Source organism: Methylotenera versatilis 79, from assembly GCF_000384375.1.
GTDB lineage: Bacteria > Pseudomonadota > Gammaproteobacteria > Burkholderiales > Methylophilaceae > Methylotenera_A > Methylotenera_A versatilis_B.
Window position 1 is genome coordinate 24,507 of sequence record NZ_ARVX01000001.1, and the last position, 18,201, is coordinate 42,707.

Here is an 18,201-nt window from a genome sequence, read left to right on the forward strand (position 1 = left end):
TTTTATGTCACAACAATTTGATGTGCTGATTATTGGTAGCGGCCTTGCTGGGTTGACCATGGCGTTGCAGGTAGCAGACCATAAAAGCGTCTGTTTAGTCAGCAAAAGAGAGTTGTCAGATAGTGCCAGCAGTTGGGCGCAAGGCGGGATTGCAGCAGTACTCAATAGCGACGACACCATTGAAGAGCATATCCAAGACACTTTAATTGCAGGCGCTGGGTTGTGCGATGTAGAAGTAACACGCATGGTTGCCACACAAGGTTTTGCTGCCATTGAATGGCTGATTAACCAAGGCGTTGAGTTTACGCGCGAAGCCGATAATCGACACTTCCATTTAACACGCGAAGGTGGTCACAGCCATCGACGCGTGGTACATGTAGCCGATGCGACTGGCCAAGCGGTACAAAAAACTTTAGCGCAAAAAGTACGTGAGCACGCCAATATAACCTTGCTAGAAAATCATATTGCGATTGATCTATTAACCAGCAAAAAACTCAATAAAAAGTCAAAAATTGATTCAACGCAAAGCGATTCTTGCAAAGGCGCTTATGTACTGGATAACAGCACGGGGAAAGTGATTACCATTGCCGCCCAGCAAACTGTTTTAGCCACTGGCGGCGCTGGCAAAGTTTATTTGTACACCACCAATCCAGATGTCAGCACTGGCGACGGCATCGCGATGGCTTGGCGCGCTGGTTGTCGTATTGCCAATATGGAATTCATTCAGTTCCACCCCACTTGCCTCTATCATCCGCATGCTAAATCTTTTTTAATCAGTGAAGTTGTTCGAGGCGAAGGCGGTTTACTCAAATTGCCAGATGGTACACGCTTTATGCCAGAACACGATTCCCGCGAAGAACTTGCGCCGCGTGATGTGGTAGCGCGTGCGATTGACTTTGAGATGAAAAAACGTGGTTTAGATTGTGTGTATTTAGATATCACGCATAAACCCGCCGAATTCATTCAAGAACACTTTCCGAATATTTATGCGCGCTGCTTAGAATTAGGCATTGATATCACCAAACAAGCAATTCCCGTAGTGCCAGCCGCGCATTATAGTTGCGGCGGCGTAATGACAGACTCTACTGGCGCGACCGATATTGCTTGCTTATATGCCATCGGCGAAACCGCTTGTACGGGTTTACATGGCGCAAATCGGTTGGCGAGTAATTCATTATTAGAATGCCTGGTATTTGGCCAAGCGGCGGCAAAAGCCATTTTAAATGCGCCAAGCCAAAAATTTGGCGATTTGCCACATTGGGATGAAAGCCGCGTGACTGACGCCGATGAAGAGGTATTAATCACGCACACATGGAATGAATTACGTCGATTTATGTGGAATTATGTGGGCATTGTGCGCACCAATAAACGCTTAAGCCGCGCGCTTCACCGCATTCATATGTTGCGTGATGAAGTGAACGAGTTTTACAGCAATTTTAAAGTCAGTAATGATTTAATCGAGTTACGTAATTTATTACAAGTGGCTGAATTAATTGTAAAAAGTGCAATTGAACGCCATGAAAGTCGTGGTTTGCATTATAGTAAAGATTACCCGGATTTACTCGGCGAAGCGATCCCTACCGTGTTGGAACCATCGAAATATTACAGCTTGTTGGATAGTAAGCAGGGAAGTTAAGATTAGTCGTTTGCGTTTTAAACTGTTTGGTATTTTTTGCCTGATTTTAAGTGTTAACTTGCATGCTTATGCTGCTGACTTAACACCTAAAATCACTTACTTTTACGATGGCGACACCGTTAAAATCAAAGACGCTTTAAGTGAATATAAATTACGACTAACCGATATCGACGCGCCCGAACGCAATCAAACTTACGGTAAAACAGCACGCCGCGCGCTGATTAAATTATGTCAAAACGCCGATATAAAAGTTTATATAACAGGTACAGATAAATATCAGCGCAAATTGGGAAAACTCGTGTGCAACACCCAAGATGCCAGTATTTACATGCTTAAAAATGGCCATGCGTGGTTTAACAGACGTTACTCAATGGACTACACGCTTGATATTATTGAGCAAGAATCACGCAGAAATAAATTAGGCTTATGGAAACGAAAAAACCCAGTACCGCCTTGGCAATGGCGACAAAAGTATCAGCGCAAATACTAATTTGCAAAGCAATTTAATCAAACGATTGCCTAATTTTAGATTAAAATATTAAAACTTTAATTTCACAACTTTCAGGAAATGAACATGCAAGTCGCCATGAACACCGTTGTTACTATGACTTATCAACTTAAAAACGCCAACGGCGAAGTGCTTGAATCGAGCGCTGAACCTGTTGCTTACTTACATGGCGGATATGACAATATATTCCCAAAAGTGGAAGAAGCCATGCACGGCAAAAACGTGGGTGATGTGGTAGAAGTCAGCCTAGAGCCTGAAGATGGTTTTGGTGAGTATGATGAAGAGCTAGTGCAAATTGAACCTGCCGAAGCTTTCCCAGCCGCAGAACTTAAAGTAGGTATGCAGTTTGAAGGTGAAGACGACACTGGCGAAGTGATCTTGTATACAGTAACCGAAATTGCCGATGGCAAAGTGGTGGTTGATGGCAATCATCCTTGGGCTGGCGAGCGTTTATTATTTACAGCCACAATTGCCGATGTACGCACCGCAAATAAAGAAGAAGTAACACATCAGCACGTACATGGTGCTGGCGGACATCATCACTAAAGCTAAGCCTTTCAAGTAACACCATCAGTATTGATGATGTGTAAATGACACATCATCAATACTGATTATCTGCTTCAATTTTTTAGTTAAAAACCGTACTTACCTTCGCTCTAACCCAATTTTCATTCACAGCTTAACATCCTAAATCTTGTTAAAAATTAAGTTAACTCTTTCAGTTTATACAGTAATTCCAATGCCATTTTAGGCGTTAAATCATCTGGCTGAATAGCATCCATCGCATCAATCAATGGATGCGATGGCAGAGACTCTGGTTCAATATTCGCTGTAAACATATCTGGCTGATGGCTATTTTGTGCGACTTGATTATTTTCTAATTGTATTAATTTACGTTTGGCAATCGCAACGACATTTTTAGGAATTCCCGCCAGCTGAGCCACTTGTATGCCGTAACTCATGTGGGCTGCGCCCTCTTCCACCTTATGCATAAACACAATATTGCTGCCGTGCTCCACTGCGTCTAAATGGACGTTTGCCGCTTGCTTTGCTTCATCCACAATACGCGTCAATTCAAAGTAATGCGTGGCAAATAATGTATAACTTTTATTTTTTTCTAGTATCTGTTTAGCAACTGCCCACGCCAGACTTAAGCCGTCAAACGTGCTAGTACCGCGACCTATTTCATCCAGCAACACCAAACTTTTATGGGTGGCGTGGTGCAGAATATTAGCGGTTTCGGTCATCTCAACCATAAACGTAGACCGGCCACCGGCCAAATCATCCGATGCGCCAATTCTTGTGAAGATACGATCAATTTCGCCTATTTTAGCTACATTAGCCGGAACAAAGCTACCACAGTGCGCCAGCAAAACAATCAGTGCAGTTTGGCGCATAAATGTCGATTTACCACCCATATTTGGACCAGTAATTAATAATAATTGCCGATACGGATTGAGTTGTACATCATTACTAATAAATGGCTGGCTGTTATTGGCAACAGAAATACTTTCCACAACTGGGTGTCGCCCAGCCTTGATATCAATACCTAGTTCTTGGGTAAATTGCGGCTGCACATAATTTAAAGCCAACGCGCGCTCGGCGAAACAACATAGAACATCCAAGCTGGCAACCGCGCCGCTATTTGTTTGCAAGGCAGGTATGAATTCACCCAGTTTTTCGATGACTTGTTCATACAACATTTTTTCCCGCGCCAACGCCCTGTCATTGGCACTTAACACTTTATCTTCGAATAATTTCAATTCAGGCGTGATAAAACGTTCTACGTTTTTAAGAGTTTGTCGGCGGCGATATTCTGGTGGTGCGTTTTCAGCCTGCGCTCGGCTAATCTCAATATAAAAGCCGTGAACGCTGTTGTACTCTACTTTTAAATTGGTTAAACCTGTACGCGCTTTTTCGGCCGCTTCAAATTGCAGCAGAAAATCGCCATGATTGGTTTGTATGCTACGCAACTCATCTAAATCTGCATCAAAACCATCGGCAATCACACCACCTTCGCGCAACAAAGATGAAGGCTCTGCTTTAATGGCTTTATTTAACAAGTTAACTAATGCGATTGGCGCCTGTAAATTGGCGCCCAGTGTTTCCAAAAGCATGGCTTTGCTAGAGATCAATAGTTGCTGCAGTAAAGGCAATTGCAGCAAACTAACACTTAAGCCAGACAGGTCGCGCGGTCTAGCGGTTTTGAGTGCGATGCGCGCGGTGATTCGCTCAATATCGCCAATCACTTTTAAATGATTTTGAAGTTGCTGATAATGGGAAGTCTGAATCAACTCCGCTACAGCATCATGCCGCTTAAGCACTAAGTTTTGATTGCGCAAAGGATGATGCAACCAATGCCGTAACAACCGCGCGCCCATCGCAGTTTTTGTTGTATTCAGCAATGAATATAGCGTTGGTGAGGTTTCACCACGCAAAGTTTGATCGATTTCTAAATTGCGACGCGTGGCTGCATCTAGTTGAATCGTGTCACTGATGGATTCGACACTAATGGAATTAATATGCGGTAGCGCAGCACGTTGCGTATGTTTGACATACTCTAGCAACGCACCGGCCGCACAAATCGCCGGCTTTAAATCAGCACAACCAAAACCGTTCAAATCCAAAGTGTTGAGCTGTTTAGTTAAACCTGCAATAGCCGCGGCATGTTCAAACTGCCAGGCACTTAAGCGTTTTTTAGGCGCTTTATGCTGCTTAATAATTTCATCTTGGGCCGCAGATTTTAAATGCTCTTCACATACAATTTCCGCAGGGTTAATCCGCGCCAACTCTTGTGCCAATTGCCCCAGCGCGATTTCGCTTAATATAAAAGCACCTGAAGCTAGATTTAATTGCGCCAAGCCAATTAAACCTTCACCAAAACAAATACTTAACAACACATTGTTGCGCGTTTCATCTAATAACGCACTATCAGTCAACGTGCCTGGCGTCAGCAAACGCGTCACTTTTCGCTCAACGGGGCCTTTAGATGTGGCTGGATCGCCAACTTGTTCACAAATCGCGACTGCTTCGCCCATTTTGGCAAGCTTGGCCAAATATTGTTCAGCCGCATGATATGGCACACCAGCCATTTTAATCGGCTCGCCATTACTGCTGCCACGGCTGGTGAGTGTAATACCTAATAAGCGTGAGGCTTTCTGAGCATCTTCAAAAAACAGTTCATAGAAATCACCCATACGATAAAACAACAACATATCGGGATGCTGCGCTTTTAAGCCCAAGTATTGACGCATCATCGGCGTATGATTGGCTGCTTGGGCTTGAGTATTAGGCATTGCGGGTTTGACTGATGTCGTCACAAGGATACGTTCTAGAAATTGGTTGAGAGCTATTTTATAAACATTTTCGACGATATGTTCAATTTATCGACACTAATTGTAAATATTTCATCGCTCAACAGTCATGCGTTAAAAAAACTTCAAATAAAACAGGCTATTAACTTTGTTAACTTTTTTATAAAAGCTGGCACAAGTTGTGCAATTAGGTATTTAACAGAAAAGACTATTTAACAATCAGAAATTAAATATCAATTAAGTAATAACTGAATTTTTAAATTTAAAGGACACGACAATGATGAAAAACCAATATGATATGTACGCTCAATTTTTAATCCGTTGCCGTGAAATAATGGGACCTTTTGATGTTGAAAAACTGGCTTCAGATGAAGAATATAAAGCCGATTTTTTTCAACGTGTTGCATTAACCGCAGATGACGAGTTGTTTAATATGGCTTTTATTATCAACCGCACCTTGATTGAAACCGATTCAGTGCATTAAATGATTTTTGATAAACACATGAAAGAAACTGAATCGATGAAGACTAAATTTGAGAAACTAATTCTTAAGCAAACTGGGTTTTTTGCGCTGGTGTTAAGTGCGGGCTTAACACTTGCAGCATTTGAGAAAATACTTTCGGGTTTGCTGCCACAATATTTCCAGTAGTCAGCCAACTTTCATTGCCTTCAAAATCGCCCACAATGCCGCCCGCTTCTTGCACCAGCAAAGCGCCTGCGGCAATATCCCAAGCAGATAGATTCATCTCAAAGAAACCATCGGTAAAACCTGCCGCAACGTAAGCCAAATCAAGTGCGGCTGAACCTGGGCGGCGAATACCACTGGTACTTTTGATCATGTCTTCTAACATGCCCATATAAGTTTTTAAATGCGTAAAGTCTTTAAATGGGAAGCCCGTACCAATCAATGCGCTTTGTAATTTTCCACGATTAGCCACGCGAATACGTTTATCGTTTAAAAAAGCACCGCGTCCTTTAGTTGCGGTAAATAAATCGTTACGCACTGGGTCGTAAATCACAGCTTGTGTTAGAACACCTTTTTGTTGCAAGGCAATCGATACGCAATATTGTGGGAAATTGTGTAAGAAATTAGTTGTGCCATCTAGCGGATCGATTATCCAGATATTTTCAGATTCTTGATTGGTATTACCACTTTCCTCGCCCAAAAATCCGTGGTCTGGATACGCATATTTCAATGTATCAATAATCGCCTGCTCCGCGCCACGATCGATTTCACTGACAAAATCGTTAAAGTCTTTACTTTGAACAGTAAGCGCACCAACATCATTGGAGCCTTTGTTGATAATACGGCCAGCTTCGCGAGCGGCTTTGACGGCGATGGAGAGCATTGGATGCATTGTGTGGTTACTTTACTTTGAGGTGAGTGTTAAAAGAGCTGTTAAAATACTATTTTAGCTTTTATCTCATTTATTACCAAACTAAACCCGTTAACTTCGTAGCCAAAGCCATTTCATGACGCCACAAAATATTTTCGATAACATTCGCATTGTACTTTGCCAAACCAGCCATCCAGGCAACATTGGCTCTGCAGCACGCGCCATGAAAACCATGGGTTTACAGCATTTATATTTAGTTAAGCCCGATAAATTCCCCGATGCGCATGCTACGGCGCTTTCAACAGGTGCGGCTGATTTGTTAGAACGTGCAATCGTCACAGAAACATTAAGTGAAGCTTTAACTGGCTGTGCGTTTGCGATTGGGATGAGCGCCAGAAAACGTTATCTTTCTCATGAAACCGTCAATGCGCGTGTGGCAGCTGTTGAAGTGAGCAAAATCGCAAGTACTCAGCCAGTTGCCTTAGTATTTGGCACAGAGATGAGCGGCTTAAGCAATGCAGAATTGGATTGCTGCCAAATGCTGGCGATGATTCCGGCTAATCCAGAATACTCCTCTTTAAACCTAGCCGCTGCAGTGCAGGTAATGTGTTATGAGCTGAGAATGGCAATCTTAGAAGGTAAGATTGATGTGACAGAAGTGAATGAACTTGCCACTAATGACGCATTAGAAGGCTTTTATGCGCATTTAGAACAAACGCTGCTGCACATTGGTTATTTAAACCCCGCTGCACCTAAAAAACTAAGCGAACGTTTACGTAGGATCTACGCCCGCGCAAGATTGGAAAAAGAAGAAGTCAATTTATTAAGAGGCGTTTTAACGCTGACGCAAGAGCCTAGAAAACATAATAAATATTAAGTAACTGAAAGATAATCATGGATATTTTAGGTTCAGAGCTAATTTGGGAGATTTTAAAACATACAAAATCTTGGCTTTCGAATTTAGGCCGTGCAAGTAAATTAAGAAAAGAACAGTCAGTTAAAGCATTAAGAGGCGTTATTAAAGCCTCAAGAGAAACAGCGGTTTATATTCGCCAATTGCAAGAAACTGGAAAACAAAATCATGAAACTGAAGCGCGCTTAGCCATTAGCTGGACAGATTTAGGCTTTGAATTGCAGGATATTGGCATCACTAAATTGGCAAAGCGCTGCCAAATAAAAGGCAAGCACTGGGCAAATCCTAATCAATATGATGATGATTTTTTACAAAAAGCGGATGTAAGTCTTGACCGCATGGAAAAAATGGCAAATGAAATACTGCTAAAAATGTAACTATTAACTGATTTATAAATCTAAATAAGTCACCACCAAATATAAACCTACTAAATTAGTCAACAATTCACTTTTATGGCATAATATCGCTTTTAAAATTTAGTCAAAAAATCGATGTTTAACCATATTAAAGAAGACATTTCAATCGTTTTTGACCGTGATCCAGCGGCGCGTACGCACTTTGAGATTCTGACCACTTACCCTGGCGTACATGCACTTATTATGCACCGTTTTAGTCATTGGTTATGGAATGCACGTTTTTATTGGCTTGGCCGGCTTTTTTCGCATATTGGCCGCTTTTTGACTGGCATTGAAATTCATCCAGGCGCCACCATTGGTAAGCGCGTATTTATTGACCACGGCATGGGCGTGGTGATTGGCGAAACGGCTATTATTGGTGACGACTGTACGCTGTATCATGGCGTAACGCTTGGCGGCACATCTTGGAACAAAGGCAAACGCCATCCGACACTTGAACAAGGCGTGGTAATTGGCGCGGGTGCTAAAGTGCTTGGCCCGATTACGATTGGTAAAAATGCAAAAATCGGCTCAAATGCCGTTGTAGTGAAAGATGTGCCAGAAAATGCAACTGCTGTGGGTATCCCTGCGCGCATTCTGGAAGAAGAAAAAGCCAAGAAGCGTGATGAAACTGCACAAAAAATTGGCTTTAGTGCTTACGCTGTGGGTGATGACAACAACGACCCAGTCACAAAAGCGATTCATAAACTGCTAGACCACGCAGATAAGCAGGACATTGTAATTGCGGAACTAAAACAACAATTAGCTCAATTATCAGATGCGAATGCGGATGCTGAACTAGGTGAAGCTTTTGCGTCTAAAAAACATTAAACGCTCATCAAAAATCAGACCAATTTAAGCCGCGAACTTCAGCGATTAATAATTGACTAATTTAGTAGGTTATTATACAATTTAGGTCAATCATCATGTTAAGCACATTACTTTAATACACTATTTATGAGACTCACCACTAAAGGTCGTTTTGCAGTAACCGCTATGTTAGACCTCGCTTTGAACGAAACCATTCATGGTAACGCAAAGCCTGTAACACTGGCTGGCATCAGCGAGCGACAAGCGATTTCGCTTTCTTACTTAGAACAGTTGTTTAGTCGTTTACGTCGCCAAGGCTTGGTCACAAGTGTACGTGGCCCAGGTGGCGGTTATCGTGTTGCTAAAGCACATAATGAGATTTCGGTTTCTAACATTATTACGGCTGTGGATGAATTAATTGACGCGACACAATGTGGCGGACAAGAAAACTGCCGCGATACGGGACGTTGCATGACGCACGATTTATGGGCATCGCTTAACGATAAGATTTTAGATTATTTGTCAGGCATCACTTTGGCGGATATGGTGAAAACTCAACGTCAAAATGACGAAGGTTTAGCTGCTGACTCAGATGTGGGTTTATCTAGTAGCACAGTGCATTTTTCACCACGTAATTTGCAATCTAAATCATGCGTTAACAATGCAGATAGTGAAGCGAAACGTGAAGAAGCGACTGTCCAGTAATATTTATTAACAACTTTTAATAAAGACTTAACCACACAAAACACTTAAAAAATGGCACATGTTTTTTTTGATCATAACAGCACAACGGCACTCAAACCAGAAGTGCTTGAAGTGATGTTGCCGTTTATGGTAGAACAACAAGGCAACGCCACTAGCCGCCATGCTTTTGGCCGTAAAGCTCGCGCTGCAGTTGAGCAGGCTCGCGAGCAAGTGGCCGATGCAGTGAATGCGCACCCAAGCCAAGTGATATTCACCGCAAGTGGAACGGAAGCCAATAACTTTGCAATAAATGGTATTAATAGTAATTTGAGTCATGGTCAAATATTAATTAGCGCGATTGAACACCCGTGTGTATCGCGCCCTGCCCTAGCGATGCAATCGCGCGGCTGGCAAGCAGTAGATATTGCAGTAGATGCTGATTGCAAATTAGACATGCATCACTTGCATAATTTGCTATTGACCCCCACTAATTTAGTATCAGTGATGTTAGCGAATAACGAAACTGGCGCGATACAAGATTTGGTCGTGATTGCAGATTTAGCCGCTCAGCATAAAGCATTTGTGCATACGGATGCAGTGCAAGCGCTAGGCAAAATCCCCGTTGATTTTGCAGATTTAAATGTACATGCAATGACGATTTCCAGCCATAAAGTTGGCGGCCCACTTGGCGCAGGCGCATTTATTATGGATAAACGCTTAGATGTTCTTCCACTATTGCATGGCGGTGGACAGGAAAAAGGTTTACGCAGCGGCACAGAAAATTTAGCGGCGATTGTGGGTTTCGGTACTGCATGCGAATTAGCGGTTAAAAATATAAATGCTTTTACAGCACATACGCAAAAATTGCGTGATTTTTGTGAAATTGGTTTGATTAAGTTAGGCGCTCATTTGTTTGCCAATCATGCAAATCGCATCGCCAATACCAGTTTTTTCGCTTTCCCAAATATTGATGGCGAAACATTGGTGATGGCGTTAGATCGTAAAGGTTTTGCGGTCGCCAGCGGATCTGCCTGCTCTAGCGATAGCGGAGAACCTAGCCATGTATTGCTGGCGATGGGTATTGATGCCGATTTAGCACGCGGCGCTGTGCGAGTGAGTTTTGGATTAAGCAATACCATAGAGCAAGTACAACAATTTTTAGCTGTGCTTGAAAACGAATTGGCGCGATTGAGAAACTTAATCGCAATGACTGCTTAAATCTTATTAATTAATAACTTAAGTATTTAAAGAATTAAGCGTTTAAAAGTATTTAGATAATTTTGAGAGAGTAACTAAATGTCAGAAAGACAACCGATTTACCTAGATTATTCTGCCACCACACCAGTTGATCAGCGTGTGGCAGACAAAATGATTCCGTTTATTACCGAGCATTTTGGTAATCCTGCGTCACGTAGCCATCCATTTGGCTGGACTGCTGAAAAAGCAGTTGAGAACGCGCGTGAAGAAGTCGCTCGTTTAGTTGGTGCTGATCCGCGTGAAATCGTATGGACATCTGGCGCAACAGAATCCAACAATCTAGCGATTAAAGGCGCAGCTAATTTTTACGCGTCCACTAAAGGCAAGCATATTTTAACGATTGCTACCGAACATAAAGCAGTCATTGACACAGTACGTGAGCTTGAACGCGTTGGCTTTACGGCAACTTATTTGCAGCCTGAGCCAGATGGCTTGGTGGATTTAGCTAAATTTAAAGCCGCGATTCAGCCTGACACGGTTTTAGCCAGCGTGATGTTGGTTAATAACGAAATTGGCGTGATTCAAGATATCGAAGCACTTGGCAATATTTGCCGCGAAAACGGTGTGATTTTTCATGTGGACGCTGCGCAAGCGACAGGCAAAGTAGCGATTAATCTGGAAAAATTGCCAGTAGACTTAATGAGTTTTAGTGCGCATAAAACCTACGGCCCTAAAGGCGTCGGCGCTTTATATGTACGTCGCAAACCGCGTATTCGCATCGAAGCGCAAATGCATGGTGGCGGTCATGAACGCGGCATGCGTTCTGGCACCTTGGCTACGCACCAAATTGTGGGCATGGGTGAAGCGTTTCGTATCGCGCGCGAAGAAATGGAATTTGAAAATGCACGTATTCGCAAATTGCGCGATAAGTTATTGCATGGTTTGCAAACCATTGAAGAAACGTATGTAAATGGCGATTTAGATCATCGCATCCCACATAATCTAAACATTAGTTTTAATTATGTAGAAGGCGAATCACTGATTATGGCGATTAAAGATATTGCGGTATCAAGTGGTTCTGCCTGTACTTCAGCCAGTCTTGAGCCAAGTTATGTATTGCGTGCGTTAGGCCGTAATGATGAATTGGCACATAGCTCGATCCGCTTTTCGATTGGGCGTTTTACCACAGAAGCAGATGTCGATTACACAATTGAGCTGCTAAAAAATAAAGTTAGTAAATTGCGTGAGTTATCACCGCTTTGGGATATGTTCAAAGATGGTATTGATATATCTAAGGTTCAGTGGGCTGCGCATTAAATAATTTATTAGAATTTAATTAAAAATTAAACATAAATGAAGTTTTGACATTTGAAATATTTTCAAATGTATAAAGGAGATACACCATGGCATATTCAGACAAAGTTTTAGACCATTATGAAAACCCGCGTAACGTGGGCAGCTTAGATAAAAATGACCCAAATGTCGGTACCGGCATGGTCGGCGCGCCTGCTTGCGGCGATGTAATGAAACTAATGATTAAGGTAAATGATAGTGGCATTATTGAAGATGCTAAATTCAAAACCTATGGCTGCGGCTCAGCGATTGCCTCTAGCTCATTGGTAACAGAATGGTTAAAAGGTAAAACCATTGATGAAGCGTATGCGATTAAAAATTCTGCTATTGCTGAAGAATTGGCTTTGCCACCAGTAAAAATCCATTGCTCTGTATTAGCTGAAGATGCGATTAAGGCCGCTGTGGCAGATATCAAAGCCAAACAATTGGCTAAAGAAACCGTTTAACTTATGGCAATTACTTTAACGGAAACCGCGGCAAACCGTGTAGAAAAATTCCTTGCCAATCGTGGCAAAGGCGTTGGTCTTCGCTTGGGAGTTAAGACCACAGGCTGTTCTGGCATGGCTTACACTTTAGAGTTTGTGGATGACTTAAATGGTGAAGACACCACGTTTGAAAGCCACGGCGTTAAGATTATTGTTGACCCAAAAAGCCTTGTCTATATTGATGGCACAGAATTAGATTTCACCAAAGAAGGTTTGAACGAAGGATTTAAGTTCAACAACCCAAACGTGAAAGATGAGTGCGGTTGCGGCGAAAGCTTTACCGTTTGATTCAAAGCAACGTGATACAAAATAATGCAGTGCAAAGTTATTTTGAATTGTTCGGGCTGCAATCAGCGTTCAATATTGATTTAGCTACATTAGAAAATCATTACCGCAAGATACAGTCAGAATCGCATCCCGATCGCTTTGTGAATGCAGCGCCCACTGAAAAACTGAAGTCCATGCAATTAGCCACACTGGCAAACGAGGCTTATCAAACACTCAAGAAACCTGCATCACGGGCTAAATATTTATTAGAGTTGCAAGGTATTGAAGCCATTAGCGAAACTAACACTGCAATGCCTGCTGATTTTTTGATGCAGCAAATGGAATGGCGTGAGACTTTAGAAGATGCAAAAGCCGCTAAAGATATTGCTGCAATAGATAATTTACTCAATGAGATCCAGCAAGAGACAAAATCGTTAAATACAGAATTGGTTTCTTTGATTGATCTGAAACAGGATTACGCAACTGCAACCGGCGCAACACGCAAACTGATATTTATCGACAAAGTTTGTGCCGATATTAATAAAGTAATTGAACAAATAGAGAACTAGTTAGATGGCATTGTTGCAAATCTCCGAACCTGGCATGAGTGCCGCACCGCATCAGCATCGATTGGCTGTCGGTATTGATTTAGGCACAACCAACTCACTGGTTGCCACCGTGCGCAGCGGCTTAAGTAGCGTGTTACCAGACGAACATGGTCATACCCTCTTACCTTCAGTTGTGCACTACTCTACTGAGAATATTGTAGAGGTGGGTTTTGATGCGCAGAAAAAACAAAATCAAGACCCGCACAATACCATCGTTTCTGCTAAACGCTTTATGGGACGCGGTTTAAAAGACATTGATGCATCCCAATTGCCTTACAAGTTTATAGAATCAACGGATGTGCCTCAAACAGCTATGCTGCAAATTGAAACACGTGCAGGCATTAAAAGCCCAGTGGAAATTTCTGCTGAGATTTTAAAAATATTAAAAATGCGCGCAGAAACTGCTTTGGGCGGTGAGTTAGTCGGCGCGGTAATTACGGTGCCCGCCTATTTTGATGATGCGCAACGCCAAGCGACCAAAGATGCCGCACGGCTAGCAGGCTTGAATGTATTACGTTTGCTGAATGAGCCAACTGCCGCTGCAGTGGCGTATGGTTTAGATAATGCCAGCGAAGGTACGTATGTTATCTACGACTTAGGCGGCGGCACATTTGATATTTCCATACTCAAGCTGACTAAAGGCGTATTTGAAGTATTGGCTACTAATGGTGACTCTGCATTGGGTGGCGATGATTTTGACCAACGCATCTTCTGTTGGATTTTAGAAACAGCCAAACTTTCGCCACGCAATGCAAAAGATACCCGACTTTTATTAACCAAAGCGCGTGAAGCCAAAGAATGGCTAACTGAACATGCAGAAGCCAATATCAGCTGCATGTTGAGCGATGGTGAATTCGTTGACTTAACCCTCAAAACTAATGAATTTATTGCGTTAACTTGTAACTTAGTACAAAAAACTTTGGGCCCTACGCGTAAAGCGATGCGTGATGCAGGTTTGGCAATTGAAGATATCAAAGGTGTTGTGATGGTTGGCGGTGCAACCAGAATGCCGCAAATCCGCAAAACAGTGGCAGAGTATTTTAAGCAGGCGCCGCTCACTAATTTGGATCCTGATAAAGTCGTCGCACTTGGCGCAGCGATTCAAGCCAATATATTAGCCGGCAATAAAAGTGATGCAGACTTATTATTACTAGATGTAATCCCGCTTTCACTAGGCTTAGAAACCTTTGGTGGCTTGGCCGAAAAAGTTATTCATCGCAATAGCACATTACCAGTGGCACGCGCGCAAGAATTCACCACTTATAAAGATGGGCAAACCGCGATGAGCATTCATGTGGTGCAAGGTGAGCGTGAATTAGTGAGTGATTGTCGTTCATTGGCACGTTTTGAGCTGCGTGGCATTCCGCCGATGGTGGCTGGCTCAGCAAGAATTCGCGTGACTTTTACTGTGGATGCGGATGGATTATTATCGGTTTCAGCACGCGAAACTTCTAGCAATATTGAGGCAAATATCACGGTTAAACCTTCTTATGGTTTAAGTGAAGATGAAATAACCAACATGCTTAAAGCTTCGTTCAACAGTGCAGAAACCGATAAAAAAGCACGTATATTGGCAGAAGCGCGTGTAGATGCCGGTGCGATTATTGAAGCTGTGACTGCCGCATTAGCAGTAGATGGCGAGTTAATCAGCTCAAAAGAAAAACAGGCGATTGAAGCTGAAATGCAAGATTTGCAAGCTATTGCAAAAACTGAAGATGCTGATGCGATTAATCAAGCGGTTGAGAAGTTGAACCATGCAACTGAAAGTTTTGCAGCAGCTCGTATGGACGCATCAGTTAAACGCGCATTAAGCGGTAAAGAATTGAATACCTTAGATTTATAATTGGAACGACAAACAGATGCCTCAAATTATCGTATTACCCCACGCTGAACTTTGCCCAAAAGGCGCTTCGCTTGAAGCTAAAACAGGCGACTCAATCTGTGAAACATTGTTAAAAAATGATATTGATATTGATCACGCTTGTGACATGGCTTGCGCCTGTACAACTTGCCACGTAATCATTCGCGAAGGCTTTAAAACAATCGAACCTTCTGACGATATGGAAGATGATTTATTGGATAAAGCTTGGGGCTTAGAACCCAATTCACGTTTGAGTTGCCAAGCATTGATTGGGTCACAAGACTTAGTTGTAGAAATACCTAAATACAGTATCAATATGGCAAAAGAAGGTCATCGATAATTTAACTTTTGAATTTTTCTTAAGTACTCAATACAAAAAAAACCGCCAATTGGCGGTTTTTTTTAATCAAAATATCAAGTGACATATTAAGAAACGAATGTATCTTCTAAGAAATTCACTTTGCCAGTATTCAAATCATACATACCACCAATAATACCCAGTTGATGTTTCTCTAACATTTCATCCACAATATCGCTTAAGCGAATAATCGTATCAATTTGATAGCGCACATTCAGCTCGTTAATCTTTTCAACGAACTCAGGATTTTTAGAAGTACGATCTTCTGGATTAGTGATGGTTTTTTCGTGACGAATCGCTGGCTTAATCATATTGATAATCTCACCAATGTGACCATCTTTAAAATCATCACAAGCCGCTTTTACCGCACCGCAACTGCTATGTCCCATCACAACAATCAATTTGCTATCCAGATATTTGCTACTGAATTCCAAAGATCCAATCGCTTTATCTGAAGCGATACCGCCAGCCAAACGCACGCTAAAAATATCACCTAGTGCCTGATCAAATAGCAACTCAACAGGCGCACGAGAATCGCTGCAACTTAAAAAAGAAGCAAAAGGATGCTGTTTCTCTTTCACAATCTGCACAAGCGTTTGCATGTCTTTATTGGCAACATAGTTATTCATAAAACGATTGTTGCCTTCAATTAAAATATCCAACGCTTCTTGCGGCGTCATATTTTCACGGTTTAATATTGGGTGCTTATACATAAATACACAACTCTCTTGGTTAATTAAAACTTTTCAATCAAAAAACTTTGCTCTGACTTACGACTACCTTTGCTATTAATACTCGTCACTTTTTTAATTTAGTTACGCTATTAATTAAATATTTTTTAATATAAATACTTGGTTAACTCGGTAAGTTAATTAAGATTTAGGCGCAATAAATCCAATTGTTTCTACGGTGATATTTTTGATGCTTGCATGCAATTGATAATCGCGAATAAATTCCGCTACATCATAATCAATCGCCTTGCTATTGCTGCAATCAATAATCACTTTTGAATTTTTTGGTATTGCCTCTAACACTTCTACAATACTGGCTTTGTTAAAAAACGATACTTCCTCGGCTAATACTAAATGATGTACAACTTTGTCATCCTCTGTCGTCGTCACATCTTTAATGTAATGTGAATTGCGGAAACTGTGATGCAGCGTAAACAAAATGGATATGGCTAAACCAATCCCAATACCTGTCAATAGATCAGTTAACACAATCGCTACAATAGTCACGATAAACGGGATAAATTGTTCATAGCCCAAATCGAACATTTGTTTGAACAAACTCGGTTTCGCTAATTTATAACCGACCATCAATAGAATCGCCGCCAAACTCGCCAGCGGAATCATATTTAAAAATTCCGCGATAGTGACGGCACTGATCAACATAAAGAAGCCGTGAAAAATGGTCGATAATTTAGTTTTTGCACCAAATGAAATATTTGCAGAACTACGTACAATCACTTGTGTAATCGGTAAACCACCGATAAGACCAGAAATAATATTGCCAATACCTTGCGCTTTAAGCTCTTGATTAGTTGGCGTCACGCGCTTAAGTGGGTCTAATTTATCTGCCGCTTCTACGCAAAGTAAGGTTTCTAAACTAGCGATAATCGCCATCACGATTGCGATTTTGATAATTTCCGGGTTAGCCCATTGTGAAAAATCTGGATAAGTAAATAATTTAACGAAACCACCAAGGCCATCAGCCACAGGCAGTGTAACTAGTTGATCTGGCTGCAGACTTAAACCAAAAAAACCTTTTAAGTACAAATAGTTAAATACAATACCCATCAACACAACAACGATTGGGCCTTGTAAGATTTGAAAAAACCGATGTTTTTTAAGCAGAACAGCATCCCAAAAAATCAGAATAGCCATCGACACCAATGCAATGACGATGGCGCCTGGCGTTAACAAATCCCATGCATGCATAATCGATGTAAATGTATTTCCACCATCTATCTGCGAAAATGATTCATCACCTTCAAAATCCGCGCTATAACCTAAGGCATGTGGAATTTGCTTTAGGATAATCAGCAATCCAATACCCGTTAACATGCCTTTAATGACAGATGAAGGTACAAAATAAGCAATAAAGCCAGCTTTAAAATAACCTAGCAAAAACTGGATAATGCCCGCTAAAACAACGGCTAATAAAAACGCCTCAAACGAGCCTAAAGTAGCAATTGCGGTTAAAACAACAACAGCTAATCCGGCAGCTGGGCCGCTGACGCCCAATTGCGAACCACTAAACATACCAACGACAATGCCGCCAATAATGCCAGCAATCACCCCTGAAAACAGCGGTGCGCCTGAAGCTAGCGCAATACCCAAACAAAGTGGCAGCGCAACAAAAAACACGACGATACTCGCCGGTAAATCACTTTTAATTTCTTTAAACCATGCCTGTGTATTCAATGTGCTGCCTCTAAAAATTAGTGATATCCATTACAGTGTAACAAAAAAA

The 18,201-nt window shown here is 41.8% G+C and carries 19 protein-coding genes; 15 read left to right on the forward strand and 4 right to left on the reverse strand.

Annotation, left to right across the window (positions count from 1 at the left end):
* The first annotated feature begins 4 nt into the window (after positions 1–4).
* The 3 genes from nadB to METVE_RS0100130 all read left to right on the forward strand — a co-directional run bounded on the left by nadB (position 5) and on the right by METVE_RS0100130 (position 2,690).
* Complete coding sequence (gene nadB / locus METVE_RS0100120) at positions 5–1,636, forward strand: L-aspartate oxidase (RefSeq protein ID WP_020166408.1); 1,632 nt, start codon at positions 5–7, stop codon at positions 1,634–1,636.
* A 10-nt stretch (positions 1,637–1,646) separates the two neighbouring features.
* Entirely contained in the window at positions 1,647–2,126 is a 480-nt protein-coding gene (locus tag METVE_RS0100125; protein WP_020166409.1) for a thermonuclease family protein, read from the forward strand.
* 84 nt (positions 2,127–2,210) lie between these two features.
* Positions 2,211–2,690 carry an FKBP-type peptidyl-prolyl cis-trans isomerase gene (locus METVE_RS0100130; RefSeq protein ID WP_020184137.1) on the forward strand — a complete coding sequence of 160 codons (480 nt, stop codon included), beginning with the start codon at positions 2,211–2,213 and terminating at the stop codon, positions 2,688–2,690.
* 158 nt (positions 2,691–2,848) lie between these two features.
* Here METVE_RS0100130 and mutS read toward each other — a convergent pair whose 3' ends face one another.
* Positions 2,849–5,440, reverse strand: coding sequence for a DNA mismatch repair protein MutS (gene mutS, locus METVE_RS0100135; protein ID WP_020166411.1), 2,592 nt, complete (start codon positions 5,438–5,440; stop codon positions 2,849–2,851).
* 295 nt (positions 5,441–5,735) lie between these two features.
* Between mutS and METVE_RS0100140 the strand changes: the two genes are divergently transcribed.
* On the forward strand, positions 5,736–5,942 hold the full coding sequence (locus tag METVE_RS0100140; protein ID WP_020166412.1) for a hypothetical protein: 207 nt from the start codon (positions 5,736–5,738) through the stop codon (positions 5,940–5,942).
* A gap of 64 nt (positions 5,943–6,006) precedes the next feature.
* On the opposite strand, the gene METVE_RS0100145 is transcribed toward METVE_RS0100140, so the two are convergent.
* Positions 6,007–6,816 carry an inositol monophosphatase family protein gene (locus METVE_RS0100145; protein ID WP_020166413.1) on the reverse strand — a complete coding sequence of 270 codons (810 nt, stop codon included), beginning with the start codon at positions 6,814–6,816 and terminating at the stop codon, positions 6,007–6,009.
* Positions 6,817–6,931: 115 nt separating this feature from the next.
* Here METVE_RS0100145 and METVE_RS0100150 point away from each other — a divergent pair, with 115 nt between their 5' ends.
* The 11 genes from METVE_RS0100150 to fdx all read left to right on the forward strand — a co-directional run bounded on the left by METVE_RS0100150 (position 6,932) and on the right by fdx (position 15,708).
* A complete protein-coding gene (locus tag METVE_RS0100150; protein ID WP_020166414.1) occupies positions 6,932–7,672 on the forward strand; it encodes an RNA methyltransferase in 741 nt (246 codons plus the stop codon).
* Positions 7,673–7,689: 17 nt separating this feature from the next.
* Positions 7,690–8,085 carry a hypothetical protein gene (locus METVE_RS0100155; protein WP_020166415.1) on the forward strand — a complete coding sequence of 132 codons (396 nt, stop codon included), beginning with the start codon at positions 7,690–7,692 and terminating at the stop codon, positions 8,083–8,085.
* Positions 8,086–8,199: 114 nt separating this feature from the next.
* Positions 8,200–8,934 carry a serine O-acetyltransferase gene (gene cysE, locus METVE_RS0100160; RefSeq protein ID WP_020166416.1) on the forward strand — a complete coding sequence of 245 codons (735 nt, stop codon included), beginning with the start codon at positions 8,200–8,202 and terminating at the stop codon, positions 8,932–8,934.
* A gap of 126 nt (positions 8,935–9,060) precedes the next feature.
* Complete coding sequence (locus METVE_RS0100165) at positions 9,061–9,618, forward strand: Rrf2 family transcriptional regulator (protein WP_020166417.1); 558 nt, start codon at positions 9,061–9,063, stop codon at positions 9,616–9,618.
* A gap of 51 nt (positions 9,619–9,669) precedes the next feature.
* Positions 9,670–10,815 carry a cysteine desulfurase family protein gene (locus tag METVE_RS0100170; protein WP_020166418.1) on the forward strand — a complete coding sequence of 382 codons (1,146 nt, stop codon included), beginning with the start codon at positions 9,670–9,672 and terminating at the stop codon, positions 10,813–10,815.
* A gap of 78 nt (positions 10,816–10,893) precedes the next feature.
* Entirely contained in the window at positions 10,894–12,111 is a 1,218-nt protein-coding gene (locus tag METVE_RS0100175; RefSeq protein WP_020166419.1) for an IscS subfamily cysteine desulfurase, read from the forward strand.
* A gap of 86 nt (positions 12,112–12,197) precedes the next feature.
* Positions 12,198–12,593, forward strand: coding sequence for a Fe-S cluster assembly scaffold IscU (gene iscU / locus METVE_RS0100180; protein WP_020166420.1), 396 nt, complete (start codon positions 12,198–12,200; stop codon positions 12,591–12,593).
* Between the two features lie 3 nt (positions 12,594–12,596).
* Complete coding sequence (iscA, locus tag METVE_RS0100185; protein ID WP_020166421.1) at positions 12,597–12,920, forward strand: iron-sulfur cluster assembly protein IscA; 324 nt, start codon at positions 12,597–12,599, stop codon at positions 12,918–12,920.
* Positions 12,917–13,468 carry a Fe-S protein assembly co-chaperone HscB gene (hscB, locus tag METVE_RS0100190; protein ID WP_020166422.1) on the forward strand — a complete coding sequence of 184 codons (552 nt, stop codon included), beginning with the start codon at positions 12,917–12,919 and terminating at the stop codon, positions 13,466–13,468. The genes iscA and hscB overlap by 4 nt, the downstream gene beginning before the upstream one ends.
* A 4-nt stretch (positions 13,469–13,472) precedes the next feature.
* Positions 13,473–15,350 (forward strand): Fe-S protein assembly chaperone HscA, encoded by a 1,878-nt coding sequence (gene hscA / locus METVE_RS0100195; protein WP_020166423.1) that lies wholly within the window; start codon positions 13,473–13,475, stop codon positions 15,348–15,350.
* Positions 15,351–15,366: 16 nt separating this feature from the next.
* Positions 15,367–15,708: an ISC system 2Fe-2S type ferredoxin gene (gene fdx / locus METVE_RS0100200; RefSeq protein WP_020166424.1), complete on the forward strand. Its 342-nt coding sequence runs from the start codon at positions 15,367–15,369 to the stop codon at positions 15,706–15,708.
* Between the two features lie 86 nt (positions 15,709–15,794).
* Here the strand turns inward: fdx and METVE_RS0100205 are convergent, their stop codons facing one another.
* Positions 15,795–16,439 (reverse strand): carbonic anhydrase, encoded by a 645-nt coding sequence (locus METVE_RS0100205; RefSeq protein ID WP_020166425.1) that lies wholly within the window; start codon positions 16,437–16,439, stop codon positions 15,795–15,797.
* A gap of 159 nt (positions 16,440–16,598) precedes the next feature.
* Positions 16,599–18,152 (reverse strand): SulP family inorganic anion transporter, encoded by a 1,554-nt coding sequence (locus METVE_RS0100210; protein ID WP_020166426.1) that lies wholly within the window; start codon positions 18,150–18,152, stop codon positions 16,599–16,601.
* Positions 18,153–18,201 lie beyond the last annotated feature (49 nt).